Here is a 14,535-nt window from a genome sequence, read left to right on the forward strand (position 1 = left end):
GGTCTTAATTATTTAACTTCTGCTTTATTAGTATCGAAGTTGACATACAACTTCTTACCTGCGGCGGTTGATACACTGTAATCAGCGCCAAAGGTCTCTGCCCAGTTGTTTGGCATATCTTTATTTCGCCAGAAGATGTTACCTTTATAAATGGTGAACTCTGTACGATACCAGTCAATATCACCCACCTTGACAGATACACGAAGCTCTGCGCTGGCAGTGAATGCAGGAGAAACCCATTCGCCATTCTGGTCGGCTGGAGGTGTCAGAGCAACGTTGTCTGCAAAGCCCCAGGTTTCTTGACCCATACAAGCACCAATCAGGCAAACCTGAGTCTTGTAAACAGTCATTGTCCAGTCAATGTTCTTCTTATCTTCTGTAATCTTACCCTTGAAATAGAGGGTGTACCAGCCTGGGTTAGCTACCTTGATGTTTTGGTTATCACCTTCAGTGACACCTGCTTCGGCTTCATCAACGATTGTAATACGGTTGAAACCACGGTAGTCATTGTTCTTTGTACCCCACTTGAATTCACCACCTGCTGGCAGGTAGACAATTCCATAGTATTGTCCAGGTACACCTTGTACCTCAGGAATAGGTTTCCAACTCTTCCAGCCTTCCTGGATAGAACTTCCTATCAAGTAGAGGTTATCTGTGAACTCAGCGTCAGGAGCCTTGTAGGTTGCCTTGACAGAAGGCAAAGTAATTACATTTGAGAATGTCTGACCATAATTAGGGTTTGTAGTACCACCAATAACCGCACGAAGACGGATGTAGACAGGCATTTCCTCAGGAACGCTTGTGTCAGGATGGGCATCCTGGAAAAGTGCAACCACAGCACTGTTTACTTCAGATGCGTCGACATCCATATTTGCTCTTTTGTAGAATGTCTTCAACTGGGTATGAGTAACAGTTGAGTCGTTCTTGAATTCTGGATCGATAGAGACCTGTACATAGTATTCTACTCCGTAAGGTGCTCCACCATAGTTTGGCTGAGAACATGTCAAGTTCAGAGTTTTTGCACTGACGAGGTCGTAAGTATTTTTTTCTGCAAGTGCAGGAGTGTTCAACACAAATTCCTCATCAACATGACTCAAGTCCAATGTTGGGTTGCTGTCTCTATCATCATCGCATGATGTAAAGAGCAAAGGAAGAACCATTGCTGGCAGCAACATGAATTTATATATCTTTTTCATAATTGATTTCTTTTATTTTAAATCTGGTTTCCTAACAATTAGTATTTTGGATTCTGCGTCATGTTAGGGTTATTCTTTGTCTCATTGCCTGGGATAGGATAGATGTCGTAGTATGACTCAATACCAGATCCGTTAGATACTCCGCCCTTGAAATTCCAGAGATACTTAGAACCTGTGAACAATCCAAAGCGAACCAAGTCTGAACGGCGACGACCTTCCAAGTAGAACTCACGACACCATTCGTCGATAAGAGTCTGATCATCTACACCTGTTGCCAATGCTGTACGATGGGCACGACCCTGAACCTCCTGGATGTCTGCCAAACCGTCCTGGCTACCATTGAGGCGGTACTTAGCTTCAGCACGGGTCAGATAGATTTCTGCCAAGCGGAACATTGGGAAGTCGGTATCTGAATAGTTCTGGTGGTGCTGAGGTTCACCATCTGCGTGGAAGTTGCTCCACTTAACGATTGATGCACCATTCAGAGGACCTGTAATAGCATCGCCTGGTGTCAGTGTACGTACTTTGCCATCGCAGCCACCTATACCCATATAGAACAGGGCACGATCGTCTTTAGCCTTTGCGATAACATCTGCAGTGCTGATATGCTTCTCGTTATCCTTAGCAATAACCTGCTCTTTGGTAGGATTATTTATGAGATCTTCTTTCTCAGCCTTTGGAATATCCTCCTCGTTAGGGAAGAACTTCTTTACCAAGTCTACACGTGCAAACAGACATTTCCAAGCATCACTTGTACTTACGTAAGGCATGCCTGCTATGCTGGTAGCATTTACAAGGTAAGAAGTACCTGCATAAGCACGAGTCTTAACACCATCCTGACGGATAGGGAAGATGATTTCCTTCATTGCTTCTGGGTTTTTGTCATTATCGCCCATGAACAACTGCTGGTAACCGCTGTAGCCATTCTTTGCTTCACGGCAAAGATCATATTTATTGCTATCGATAATCTTGTCGCAATAATCGATAGCCTTCTGGTAATCCTTCACCTGACCATTGGTATAAACGGCAGAGTTAAGAGCCAGGCGAGCATGGAGCGCATAAGCTGCACCACGGTCAGCACGTCCGAAATTCTCAGAATTGTTATAAGCACCAACCTCAGCCATCAATGGCTCGATAGTTTCCAACTCTTTATCCAGCCAGTTATAGAGATCTACTCCTGACTTCTCTACAGGGAGAGAATCGTCGAAGGTTTCCTTGAAAGGAGCCTTGCGATAAAGGTCAAGGAAATAATAGTAGTTCAAGGCACGGAGGAAGCGAACCTCTGCAACTTTGTCTTCTTCCAGTTTGCCAGTCAGCTCTGTAATAAACTGGTTGTACAAGGTGATGTTGAAAATCAGACGCTGGTATGTCCAGTTAACACGAGCATTATCCTTGGTCCAGTTCATGTGGGTAATAGGAGCAATGGCTTCATTGTCCTGATATGCCCACAGAGTTTCGTCTGTCATCAACTCTTGTAAGTTGAAAACTGTACGGATAAATCCGCTTTCACCTTCATCGCCACTTAAGTCTGCTATACCTGCAGGACCTTTCTGACCTGTAAGACCAAGAGTAGCATACTGCTTAGCCAAGAGCCCCTCTACTGTGTATGTTGGGTAATTATGTGGGTCAACAGACTTGATGTTCAGTTCGTCTGCGCAAGAGACAAAGCCCATGCACAACATACCTGCCATTGCAGTCTTAATCAATATTTTTTTCATAATAGTCTCCTTTAAATATTTTAGAAGTTAAGATTCAAACCAAGCTGGAAGCTTATTGGACGTGGGTAAGGATTGCTGTCGATACCGCTGCTTACCTCTGGGTCGATTCCCTTATACTTGGTAATGATGAATGGATTCTGGACTGTGAAGAAGATGCGTCCACTGCAAATCTTCTCTGCACCTACCTTGATCAAGGCTGGGAAGCTGTAGCCCAATGTCATGTTGCTACACTTCAAGTATGAAGCATTGCGTACGAAATAGTCGCTGGTATTGGTTGGGTTTGTTGCTGTACCCGTGAAACCAAGATTAACAGCTTCTGTTGTCGTATTTCTGAAGGCACCACTTGCGTTGATTTCGTTCAGAACTGCTTTGCTATTCAAGAAGTCGTAGTATACATAGTTGCCGATTGATGCATGGAAGGCTGCACTGAAGTCCCAGTTCTTGTAGATGAACTTGGTAGTGAGACCCATGATGACATCAGGAGCTGGGCTCTTGTAGCAATAACGGTCGTCATCATCAATTGTACCATTTCCGTTGCGGTCAACATAAGCACCCTCGATAGGCTTGCCGTTCTCATCGTAAACCTGCTGGTAAACATAGTATGAATTGATTGGCTGACCAACCTTGTTTACCTGAATCTTGGTGTTGTTACCACGAGAAACCTTGTCGCCTGTCCATACCCAGTCTTGCAAACCTGCTTCCAATTCTGTGATTTCGTTGTGGTTCCATCCTACGTTATAAGTAACGTCCCAAATGAAGTCCTTTGTAACGATAGGCTTAACGTTGAATGCCAACTCAATACCGTAGTTCTCCAAAGAACCGATGTTCTTCAGAAGTTGGTCACCAAAGGTTGTACCACCAGCAATGGCAACGCTTGCCAAAAGGTCGGTAGTCTTACGATAGTAACCATCTACATTCACACCGAAACGACCATTGAGAGCAGTAAAGTCGAGACCTGCATTATAAGTTGTAGTCTTTTCCCATGTCAAGTCTGGATTGCTTGCTGTTGGGCGTAAAGTCTGGTAATAATTATCACCGAATGGATACTGTGCATAACCATTGCTGACTCTGTACAGAGTAGAATAGTAGAAGTCATCAATACCATTCTGCTGACCGGTCTTACCCCAGCCCAAACGGAGTTTCAATTCATCGAGCCATTTTGCATCCTTCAGGAAAGGCTCGTTGTTGATCTTCCATGCAAAGGCTGCTGCTGGGAAGTAACCCCACTTCTTACCCTTTCTGAAACGAGAAGAACCATCGGCACGGAATGTAGCTGTAAACAAATAGCGATCGAGCAAGTTGTAGTTAAGACGTCCGAAGTAAGATACCAGAGAGTTGTGGGTTCTCCACATTTCGTCATCTTTGCTTACTGGGTCATGCTCGTAATTCCACTTGCCTTCTGTTGTTTCATACAGAGGATTGTTCGCTTTCAAGTACTCATCGATACCTGTTCCGTAGTTATAACCTGTTCTGTGGTAGTGGCTCTGCTCTGCACCTGCCATGATGTCAATGTCATGAACACCAAACTTGTGTGCATATTCTGCAAAAGCTTTACCTTCTATACTATATTTATAGGCGTGGTCATAGCCATAATAACCAAAATAGTTGTTGGAGTAAGAATACTTGGAAATAGTTTCATCCTGCTTACCATCTGTATACTGGGCACCGATGGCAGCATGCAAATGCAAGTCTTCGAAACCATGAATCTTGTAGTCTACCTCAAGGTTTCCTGAAATATCATTAGACTTGGCGATACACTTGTAGTTGTCAAGAACTGCCACAGGGTTCTGTGGCATTTGAGCCTTTGCAATACTAGTCCAGCTAGGATCGGTAATTTTGTCGTCCTTAGCCTGCAAGTACTGGAAATATCCACCGACGCAATCATATGCCGCATCATCTACGCGAACAGGCTGTGTAGGATCCATGGTAAGTGCGCCACCGATGGCATCACCAACCTTTGCATAACGGTCCTTCTCGAACATATACTTCGCTGTGAAGTTAACGTTCAAGTGCTTGTCAAGGAAGGTAGGAGCAACGTTGATAGATGTATTGAAACGCTTCATCCAAGTGGTCTTAACGATACCGTTGTTATCTTCGAAACCTAAGCTGACACGATAAGGCATATTCTTCAGACCGCCCTGAATGCTGACGTTGTGATTGGTAGAGATAGCTGTACGGAAAATCTCATCCTGCCAGTCGGTATCGGCAGTACCCAAACCGCTAGTGTCAATACCCAGATTGGTAAGAGCCTGCTTGTATTCGCTGGCATTCATTACCTTATATTTCTTCTGGACGGTAGACAATGTTACATCGCCATTATAGGTAACAGATGGTTTCTGGCCAGAACGTCCCTTCTTGGTTGTAATGATGATGACACCATTAGAAGCACGGGAACCGTAAATAGCTGTAGCAGAAGCATCTTTCAATACGGTGAAGCTCTCGATATCGTTAGGGTTAATCATAGCCAAGACGTTACTCATACCCTTATTGGTATTGTTGTCAATAGCCAAACCATCGATTACGTAGAGAGGGTCATTAGAAGCATTCAGAGAGGCACCACCACGGATACGAATCTGTGCACCAGAACCAGGCTGACCGCCACCAGTCTGTACGTCAACACCGGCAATCTTACCTACCAACATATCAGAGGCACTGCTTGTGATACCCTTTGACATCTCATCTGGCTTGATAGCTGTAACAGAACCAGTCAAGTCGTTCTTCTTAGCGCGACCATAACCAATGACAACGACCTCGTTCAAAGACTTCTGGTCGTCAACCAAGGTAATCATCATGTTAGATGTTGCTTTGATTGTTTTTGGTGTCATTCCCAGATAGGTGAAAGTAAGATTGGCACCTGGCGCTGCATCAACTGAGAAGTTACCATCCATGTCGGTAATGCCTACTGCCTTACCGTTAACTGTAATGGTAGCACCCATGATAGGCTCACCAGAAGCATCCTTCACATGTCCCTTAATCGCATTACTCTGCGCAAAGGAACTCACCGTCAGAAGCAGACCACTTGCTAGGGTCAACGCTCTGAGAGGCAATTTAATTTTTACCTGCTTCATCATTTGCTTGATTTTTAAGTTTGCAACTTGCCCTCTCCTTCAAGTTTCTGAAAGCATCATGTACCTAAAAGCGTACCTAAAGAGGCTTGATTTGGTCCAAAAGGTTCACCGCCTCAACCTTCTTTCTGTTCACTATCTCGGCATATACTTGCGTGGTTATGATGTTTTGATGTCCCAACAGTTTGCTGGTGGTATAGAGGTCCACTCCCATCGTGAGCAAGGTGGTGGCAAAGGTATGACGAGATACATGCACAATTTAAGCAAAAGCAACGGAAAGTGAAGATGAGAGAAATGAACTGCAAGTGGTTGAGAATGAGCAATATTTCATAATTCTGCCAATTGGCTGCAAAGCAAAGCCGAGCAGGATATTGAGTTATTTCAGTTACCAAACCGTTAGCGGTCAGTTACCGAAACCAACACTGCTAACGAGGTGAAAAACAAATAGTTTGTCACCAGTGTTTGTTGCACTGTTCTGCACAACTTTCAATGACGGAGAATGCTTACTGATTGATTATTTTTGCAAACTAAAAAAGTAAGCAGATGAAAGTTGAAAAATTCAAGGTGCTGCTCTACCTCAAAAAGAGCGGATTGGACAAGAACGGTAAGGCTCCCATCATGGGACGCATCACCCTCAACCGAACAATGGCGCAGTTCGGTTGCAAGTTGTCATGTACGCCAAAGTTATGGAATCCACGTGAGAGCAGACTTGACGGCAAGAGCAAGGAGGCTGTGGAAGTGAACGCCAAGATTGACAAGCTGTTGCTGGCAATAAACTCAGCCTACGAGTCACTTGTGGAGCGCAAGACGGCTTTTGACGCAAAGGCGATAAAGGATCTGTTTCAATGCAGTGCAGACACTCAGATGACCTTGTTGAAGCAGCTTGACGCCATCATTGCGGACATTGAGTCAAGAATCGGCATCGACTACAAGAAAGGCACGCTACCAAACTACCAGTACACTCGCCTGACATTGGGATTGTTCGTCAAGAAGCGTTATGGAACTGACGATGTGGCATTCGGTGAGCTTGACGAGCTGTTTATCCGTGAGTACATGGACTTTTGCTTGGACCAGAGAGGTCTTGCACTTGATACAGTCCGCCACTATCTCGCCATATTGAAGAAGACCTGCCGAATAGCTTTCAAGGCAGGACACTCCGAGCGTTATCATTTCATGCACTTCAAGCTACCTCAAAAGAAAGAGAATCCACCAAAGGCATTGACACGTGAGGACTTCCTGAAAATTCGTGACCTCGAAATACCAGAGCGAAGAAAATCGTTGGCTTTGACCCGTGACCTTTTTCTTTTCGCCTGCTATACAGGCACGGCTTATGCCGATACGGTTTCTATCACGGAAGAAAACCTCTTTCGTGATGAGGAGGGTAGCCTTTGGCTGAAATACCACAGAAAGAAGAACAAGATGCTTGCACGTGTGAAGTTACTGCCAGAGGCGCTTGCCATGTTGGAGAAATACAAAGACCCGACAAGACCTACTCTTTTACCGCCACAGGAATTTCGAGTGCTGAGAGGTAACATGAAAAGTCTCCGAGTACTATCTGGCATAAGTATGGATTTGGTCTATCATGTTGGACGGCACAGTTTCGCATCGCTCGTTACGCTCGAAGAAGGTGTTCCGATAGAGACTATCAGCAGAATGCTTGGTCACAGCAACATTCAGACCACGCAAATCTATGCACGTGTCACCCCGAAAAAGCTATTTGAGGATATGGACAAGTTCATCGAAGCCAACAAGGACTTCAAGTTTGTCCTGTAATATTATCACAAAATAAGAAAGGAACATAACAATGAGAAGTACATACAAGCAGTTTTATTATATCAACCGTGGCAGAGTAAAGGCAGACGGAACCACATCTATATTTTGCCGTATCACGATTGACGGCAAAGTGTCAGCCATAGCAACAGGTCTTTACTGTGCTCCCGAAGAATGGGACACGAAAAAAGGTGAAGCCAAGAATGCAAGAGTGAACGGACAACTGCAAGCGTTCAGACTAAGAATTGACGAAGCCTACGAGCAGGCAACAAAGGAAAAGGGCATCGTTACCGCCGAGATTCTGAAGAATGTTATTGTTGATGCAAATACTATCCCGATGACATTGCTTGCCACTGGCGAGGAGGAGCGTGAACGCCTTAGGCTGCGCTCTATCCGTATTAACTCAACATCTTCTTATCGCCAATCTAAGACATCGCAGCTAAACTTGCGAGAGTTCATCGGGTTACGAGGAATGAATGACATTGCATTTGAAGATCTGACTGAGGAATTTGGCAAATCTTATAAGTTGTTCTTGATTGGCAAAGGGTATAGTGCATCCAATACGAACCATAATCTTTGTTGGCTGCAACGCTTGGTTTATATCGCTGTTGACAGAGGTCTGCTGAAATTCAATCCATTGGAAGATGTCGGATATGAAAAGAAAGGCTCACCAAAGCGTAGACATATATCCAGAAATGACTTGCTGCTCATTATGGAGACTCCTATGGAAGATAAGGCTTTGGAGTTGGCACGCAGAATGTTTGTTTTCTCCAGCCTTACAGGTTTGGCTTATGTCGATTTACGTAACCTGTATCCACACCATATCGGGATGACGGCAGACGGCAAAAAATACATCCGTGAGAAAAGAGCAAAGACCAACAACGAAGCGTTCATTCCCTTGCATCCGATAGCTGAACAAATAATGTCGCTATACAATACAGCGGATGATAGCAAACCTGTTTTCCCTCTTTCTTCACGTGATTCCATGTGGTTTGAATTTCATTCACTCGGTGTGGCTTTGGGTATAAATGAGAACCTTACCGCACACGTTGCAAGACATACATTCGGAGTAAACATGGTTACTTCGGGCATATCAATGGAAAGCATCGCCAAGATGATGGGGCATTCCAACCTGCGAAGCACCCAGGTCTATGCCGTCATCACCGATGACAAGATATCCAAGGACATGGACAAGCTGATGCAGCGCAGAGAAACAAAAGAAACTGACCAGAATAAAAATAAGGAGGACGGGAAATGAACAGAGGAGTTATAACTATCAGCGAGAGCGGAACGGTATCCATGCCGACCGATACTGTATGGATGACCATGCAGGAGATTGCCGACATGTATAATGTATTCGGCTACTATGTGCGCAAGGCTGTCAAGGCTGTATTCAAGGACGGCATTCTGAAAGAGCAGGGTGTACGCCGTCATGTCAGGAAGAACGACCGCATCAGCTATGATGTGTATAGCCTTGAACTCGTCATTGCGGTAGCCTTCCGTATTGACAGCATTGAGAGCAGAGCCTTTCGGGAGTTCATCATGCAGTCCGTCATCGGCAGACAGACAAGCCGCACTAAACTGGTCTGTATCTTTACAGAGAATGCAATGGCATAGACCTGCCATAAAGCAACGTTCCTTGGAGGCTTTGCGCCTCCAGCCACTTGGGCGAACCACCGCAGTGTGTTTTAGCATGGTATTAGATTTATACAGGTAACACAAATGATACCCGGCAAACACGAACAACTCGGTATAGCCAATAAAACGAGGCGACAACCTATAACAACCATACTCGGTAAGTTATACGTTGTCGCCTTGTTCATTTCACCCCACTCATCAAGGACATGCATTTCTCCTACAAGCCCTTCATCCGGTACGCCTCACGATAGTTAGCCATCAGAATCTTCTGAATGTCGGACTCGCGGTAGAGAATCTTTCCGCCAAGCTGGATATACGGGATGACACCGTTGTTTCGGTAGTCCTGCAGGGTTCTTCGGCTCAGTTGCAGTCTGGCGCAAAGCTCCTTGTCCGTCATGAACCGCTCACCGCCAAGCATGGGGCGGTAGTTCATCACGGCACGTTCAAAATTGTCAACCATTCGGTTGAGGTGGTTCACGATGTGGTTCATCCACTCGCTGTTTCTTGTCATTACTTCATTGCTCATAGTTGTCTCGTTTTATAGTTGATACTTACGTTACTCGGTTTACTTGCTGCATTGGATTAAGTGGCTGTTGTATATTGACAGCCTAACCTGTGCGCTTGCGAAAGCGCATGTCCTTTTTCTTGTCCTCCACTACTGCTACGATAGCCATCACGTCCTCCGGCTTGTAGTAGGTCTTGTGGCTGATTTGCGTATAAGCCAAAGTTCCGTTGTCCCGAAGCGTCTGCACTGTCCGTGGGCAGATGTTGAGCGTCTGACACACGTCCTGCGTGTCGAGCCACTTGTTCATGGTCTTATCCTCACTGCGCTCACGGATTCTGTCCATGCGCTTCACGAAGTTCTCCAACTGGGCATCAAGATAGTTGAATGCCTCTTCCTCGAATACGATGAATCCCATACTTTTCTTTTTCTAAGTTAATACTATGTTATATGTCGCAAAGCTCCACGCATATGCTGTGCTCCACGTTTGTGAGTGCAAAGATAAGGCACGGCAATCTAAAAACAAGCGTTTTCAATTTCTGTGGCAGTATGTTGCCGGGGTTTGCCGACTTCAACGCCAAAAACAACAAGAAAAACTTGCACGACTGCAACGAATACATGAACAATGATGAGTTGAGAAATACGTTGAAGTTCTCACAACTATCTCGGTATGCAAATAAGCAAGCCACAACTAAATTGCCACGTTACACCCAATCAGTTGCATGGTTGCACTCAGTACACTTACTTTGCACCCGACAATCGGTCAATGGTGCAAACCGTGACCACTATACTAACAAATAAAACAGCATAAGCTATGGCAAGAACAAAAGATGTAGTCTTGGCTCCTGAGCAAAAGGAGCTGATGGAAAAAGAGTATTTGGATTTTGTTAAACCATCTACGTATGGCAACAAAGACAATCCAAGTAGTTGTAATTCTCTCTATGATGATGTAGAGAACCCAGAGTTGAGAGCAATTGTAGAGAAAGTTGCAGCAACAACTCCCTATAGAGAGGAAACATCACCGAATGAGGCTCAATCGCCACCGAATCCGCTGAAGCGCATCAGCGGCAAGCAGCGCAAGGCGACATTAGAGGAGTATCAGCAGACCTTCCTCCAGGTTCCAAGGATTGACGACCGCAAGCCAGTCTTCGTCAGTTCCGATGTACGAGACCGTCTTGATCGTGTCGTCCGCATCCTCGGAGGAAGGCGCATGAGCGTATCGGGCATCATCGAGAACATCGTGCGCCACCACCTAAGCCTTTATGAAGAGGACTTCGAGGCTTGGCGCAAATTGTGAGAATTAAGGTCTGCGACCTTGGACGTGGATAGCTGAAAGGCTGTAGTTCCAACTAACGTGTTCTGAGAGGGAGCGAGGTTATGTTTTGGGAACCCCAAAACGCCTCGCTCCACCATGAGGGCGGAGGAATTTTGCTCCCGACGGTCGCAGAAAGTGAGTGTACCAACTGTAAACAGTATATCGAATGACAAGCATACAGGAACAAAGCAGGAAAAAGGGCGGAAGACCGCCCACAGGCAGGGTTCGCAAGCTGTCGAAGTCTGTCACGGCTCGCCAGAATCATAGACAAGGCTTTCAGGTGGTTTCCGATGTTCAGGGAAATGCTGCGCATGGAAAAGTTTTGTGCCATGCTGGGATTCTCTAAAGAAATGACTGAAAGTCTTATAGTCAAAAAAGAAGCCCTGAAATGTAGCGGTAAAATCTATTCCGAGCAACACAGGCGGAACTTTGATATAAAGGATGATATTTTAAGGGTGGAAAATGACCCTGACGATGAAAGCAGGCTGAACCTGACAATAAACAGGAAGCCGATTGCCGACTGGTTCAGGGAGCAATGGCACAGGCTTAGATATGGAGCAAGAGTGCCGCAACAGGAAGAAAGAAAAAGTAGAGGATTCAAATTATAATAGAAGCAATTTGATTAGTAATCTAAAAGCACTCCGATAACGATTAGAGTGCTTTTAGATTGTTTATCATTAATTATCAAAGCAAGTGCAGTTTAAGATTTTACTGAAGTTTGCATTAATAAAGAATATACTACAGCTGATATATGCGCAACATATTGTGACGCTTGTGATTCATTTCCCTTGAAATCCTTAACAAATACCGCTAAGGTATAACTGATATTATTAGGCAGACATATATAGGCAACATCATTGTGAGCTGCAAGAACACCATTTTCATTAACATTACCTGAACCTGTCTTATGCGCTATAACAACCCCTTCTTTATCAAGAAGTGGAGCTGCTATCCTATCTACACCTGTTTTGCATTCTTTTAACGTATTCTTAATGAAACTTTGTTTCTCATCATCGATAAGACCTTCAGTAAACAAACGATTCATCAACATTGCAGCACCAAGAGGAGATGTATAGTTAGAGTAAGCCTTGTTATGGTCAGCCGACATTTCCTCTTCCGTATAAGCTATCTGAAAACTTGAACGAGGAATGAGTGTGGCTATAAAACTATCTGTTTGAGCGACATTAACCATATCCTTAAACATAAGGTTGCTTGCATTGTTGTCACTCTGAGTAAGAGTATAACGCAGCAAATCTCTCACTGTCAATGATATGACTGGCCCTGAATAATCTTTCAGCATAGGACTCCAAGTCTTTGGGTCAAGTTTATCCCTATTTATATTTACTAAGGTATCAAGTGAAATTCCTTTATTGTCAAAGTCATTACAAAGAGCTAATGCCTGATGAACCTTAAACACACTCATCATAGGATAAACACTCTTATTATTGACCTTAACCGTATCTCTGTTATTAACAATAACCGCCACACCAATTTCGCCAGGACAAGCTGAGACAATTTGAGAAATGCTATCAGTCAAAACATTTGTTAAAGGAGGATTTGCGCTATCTTTTGTCGCTGATTTATGGAACAATGAAAATACCAAGATGAAAATGCAAACTAAAGCTATACTCAAAACTACGATTTGTTTTTTTCTGTTTTTTTCCATGTTTATATTATTTATATCCTTAATTCCGCAACACTATAGTTTAACATTATTTATAAGTGCCTGAGCAACAAAAAGTTGCCCAGGATTTTGCCATGTCAGAATTTTCACTTACCTTAGTGTTGCGAAAAGAAGACAAGCAAAACTCTAATATGACATGGCAAAGATACAAATAAAATCTGAGAAACTCACTCCTTTTGGAGGAATTTTTTCTATTATGGAGCAATTTGATGCTCTTTTAGCTCAAACCATAGATTCCACCTTGGGATTGAGATGCACTATGTTTGGTTATCAATATAGCGAAATTCTACGCTCTCTGATGTGCGTATATCTTTGTGGCGGCTCATGTATTGAGGATGTTACAACTCACTTGATGAAACATTTGTCTCTTCATCCAACTCTTCGCACTTGCAGCGCAGACACCATATTGCGTGCTATCGAAGAACTGACTTGTAAGAACATCACCTATAAATCTGCTTCTGGCAACTCCTATGATTTCAATACTGCAGACAAGATGAACTGCTTATTGATCAAAGCCCTGCTTGCTACTGGTCAATTGAAATCCGGTCAAGAGTATGATTTTGACTTTGACCATCAGTTCATTGAAACAGAGAAGCATGATGCAAAACCAACCTACAAGAAGTTCCTGGGCTATAGTCCAGGTGTGGCAGTCATTAACGACATGATTGTCGGTATTGAAAATAGAGACGGCAACACAAACGTGCGCTTCAACCAAAGAGAGACTTTGGAAAGAATCTTCAAGCGACTGGAGGCATCAGAAGTATATATATCCCGTGCCCGCATGGATTGCGGCTCATGCTCGGAGGAAATCGTAGATATGGTAGAGGCTCATTGCAGGCATTTTTATATTCGTGCCAACAGATGCTCTTCCTTCTACGATTCCATGTTTGCCTTGACTGGATGGAAAACTGTTGAAATCAACGGTATTGAATTTGAGCTGAATTCCATCCTTGTTGAGAAATGGAAAGGAAAACCGTATCGTCTTGTCATACAGAGACAAAGGCGAATAGATGGAGACCTTGACATTTGGGAAGGCGAATATACCTACAGATGTATACTGACTAACGATTACAAGTCGAGTGCAAGAGACATCGTGGAATTCTACAATCTTCGTGGTGGCAAGGAACGCATCTTCGATGACATGAACAATGGCTTTGGCTGGAATCGATTGCCAAAATCGTTCATGGCACAGAATACTGTATTCCTGCTTATGACAGCTCTCATCAGAAACTTCTACAAAGCTATTATGCAGAGATTGAAAACCCATGAATTTGGATTGCGTGCCACCAGCAGAATCAAGACCTTTGTTTTCAAGTTCATCTCTGTTCCTGCGAAATGGATTAAGACATCACGTAGGCATGTATTGAATATTTACTCAGACAACAATGCTTATGCCAACCTGTTCAAGACAGACTTTGGTTAAAGACCATGCTTTTCTGGTTAAACCAGCGTATTACCTCAAGTCGCTTTATGGGGTAAGGGGATTTTGTGTCTGCGACATTTCTGTTGTGCAAGAAATATGTACAATAAAATGAATTTTGTCGCTTTGCAAGCAAAATCCCACTAAACCCTATAGGTTGCGGATTTGAGGTATATTTGTTTGACGAGAATATCTTTATTTGCCGACAAAGGTACATAATTTTACGG

The 14,535-nt window shown here is 43.9% G+C and carries 11 protein-coding genes and 2 pseudogenes; 6 read left to right on the forward strand and 7 right to left on the reverse strand.

The window, feature by feature from the left end:
• Window positions 1-8 precede the first annotated feature (8 nt).
• The 4 genes and pseudogenes from FO447_RS10610 to FO447_RS10625 all read right to left on the reverse strand — a co-directional run.
• Window positions 9-1,196, reverse strand: coding sequence for a SusF/SusE family outer membrane protein (locus FO447_RS10610; protein WP_117729613.1), 1,188 nt, complete (start codon window positions 1,194-1,196; stop codon window positions 9-11).
• 38 nt (window positions 1,197-1,234) lie between these two features.
• Window positions 1,235-2,914 (reverse strand): starch-binding outer membrane lipoprotein SusD, encoded by a 1,680-nt coding sequence (susD, locus tag FO447_RS10615; RefSeq protein ID WP_117729612.1) that lies wholly within the window; start codon window positions 2,912-2,914, stop codon window positions 1,235-1,237.
• A gap of 20 nt (window positions 2,915-2,934) precedes the next feature.
• On the reverse strand, window positions 2,935-5,982 hold the full coding sequence (locus FO447_RS10620) for a SusC/RagA family TonB-linked outer membrane protein (RefSeq protein ID WP_200758562.1): 3,048 nt from the start codon (window positions 5,980-5,982) through the stop codon (window positions 2,935-2,937).
• Between the two features lie 76 nt (window positions 5,983-6,058).
• Window positions 6,059-6,232: pseudogene (locus FO447_RS10625) on the reverse strand (tyrosine-type recombinase/integrase); the annotation flags it as partial.
• 290 nt (window positions 6,233-6,522) lie between these two features.
• Between FO447_RS10625 and FO447_RS10630 the strand changes: the two are divergent.
• From FO447_RS10630 to FO447_RS10640, 3 genes are read left to right on the forward strand one after another with little or no spacing between them, the layout of a single operon-like run.
• On the forward strand, window positions 6,523-7,752 hold the full coding sequence (locus FO447_RS10630) for a site-specific integrase (RefSeq protein WP_200756267.1): 1,230 nt from the start codon (window positions 6,523-6,525) through the stop codon (window positions 7,750-7,752).
• Between the two features lie 31 nt (window positions 7,753-7,783).
• Entirely contained in the window at window positions 7,784-9,007 is a 1,224-nt protein-coding gene (locus FO447_RS10635; RefSeq protein ID WP_200756269.1) for a site-specific integrase, read from the forward strand.
• Complete coding sequence (locus FO447_RS10640) at window positions 9,004-9,366, forward strand: hypothetical protein (protein ID WP_117720291.1); 363 nt, start codon at window positions 9,004-9,006, stop codon at window positions 9,364-9,366. The genes FO447_RS10635 and FO447_RS10640 overlap by 4 nt, the downstream gene beginning before the upstream one ends.
• A 238-nt stretch (window positions 9,367-9,604) precedes the next feature.
• On the opposite strand, the gene FO447_RS10645 is transcribed toward FO447_RS10640, so the two are convergent.
• Together FO447_RS10645 and FO447_RS10650 are read right to left on the reverse strand one after the other, a co-directional pair.
• Window positions 9,605-9,913, reverse strand: coding sequence for a helix-turn-helix domain-containing protein (locus FO447_RS10645; RefSeq protein WP_008145366.1), 309 nt, complete (start codon window positions 9,911-9,913; stop codon window positions 9,605-9,607).
• Between the two features lie 82 nt (window positions 9,914-9,995).
• Window positions 9,996-10,307, reverse strand: a complete 312-nt coding sequence (locus FO447_RS10650) for a helix-turn-helix domain-containing protein (protein WP_008656559.1) — start codon at window positions 10,305-10,307, stop codon at window positions 9,996-9,998.
• 396 nt (window positions 10,308-10,703) lie between these two features.
• Between FO447_RS10650 and FO447_RS10655 the strand changes: the two genes are divergently transcribed.
• The gene (locus tag FO447_RS10655; RefSeq protein WP_118066771.1) at window positions 10,704-11,186 is read left to right on the forward strand and encodes a DUF3408 domain-containing protein; all 483 of its coding nucleotides are present in this window, start codon (window positions 10,704-10,706) and stop codon (window positions 11,184-11,186) included.
• 254 nt (window positions 11,187-11,440) lie between these two features.
• Window positions 11,441-11,812, forward strand: a pseudogene (locus tag FO447_RS10660) (mobilization protein); the annotation flags it as partial.
• A 92-nt stretch (window positions 11,813-11,904) separates the two neighbouring features.
• Here the strand turns inward: FO447_RS10660 and FO447_RS10665 are convergent.
• Window positions 11,905-12,870: an extended-spectrum class A beta-lactamase CfxA4 gene (locus FO447_RS10665; protein WP_057280848.1), complete on the reverse strand. Its 966-nt coding sequence runs from the start codon at window positions 12,868-12,870 to the stop codon at window positions 11,905-11,907.
• A 154-nt stretch (window positions 12,871-13,024) separates the two neighbouring features.
• Here FO447_RS10665 and FO447_RS10670 point away from each other — a divergent pair, with 154 nt between their 5' ends.
• Window positions 13,025-14,311 carry an IS1380-like element IS942 family transposase gene (locus FO447_RS10670; RefSeq protein WP_055235773.1) on the forward strand — a complete coding sequence of 429 codons (1,287 nt, stop codon included), beginning with the start codon at window positions 13,025-13,027 and terminating at the stop codon, window positions 14,309-14,311.
• Window positions 14,312-14,535: the final 224 nt, after the last annotated feature.

The organism is Segatella copri (genome assembly GCF_015074785.1).
Lineage (GTDB): Bacteria > Bacteroidota > Bacteroidia > Bacteroidales > Bacteroidaceae > Prevotella.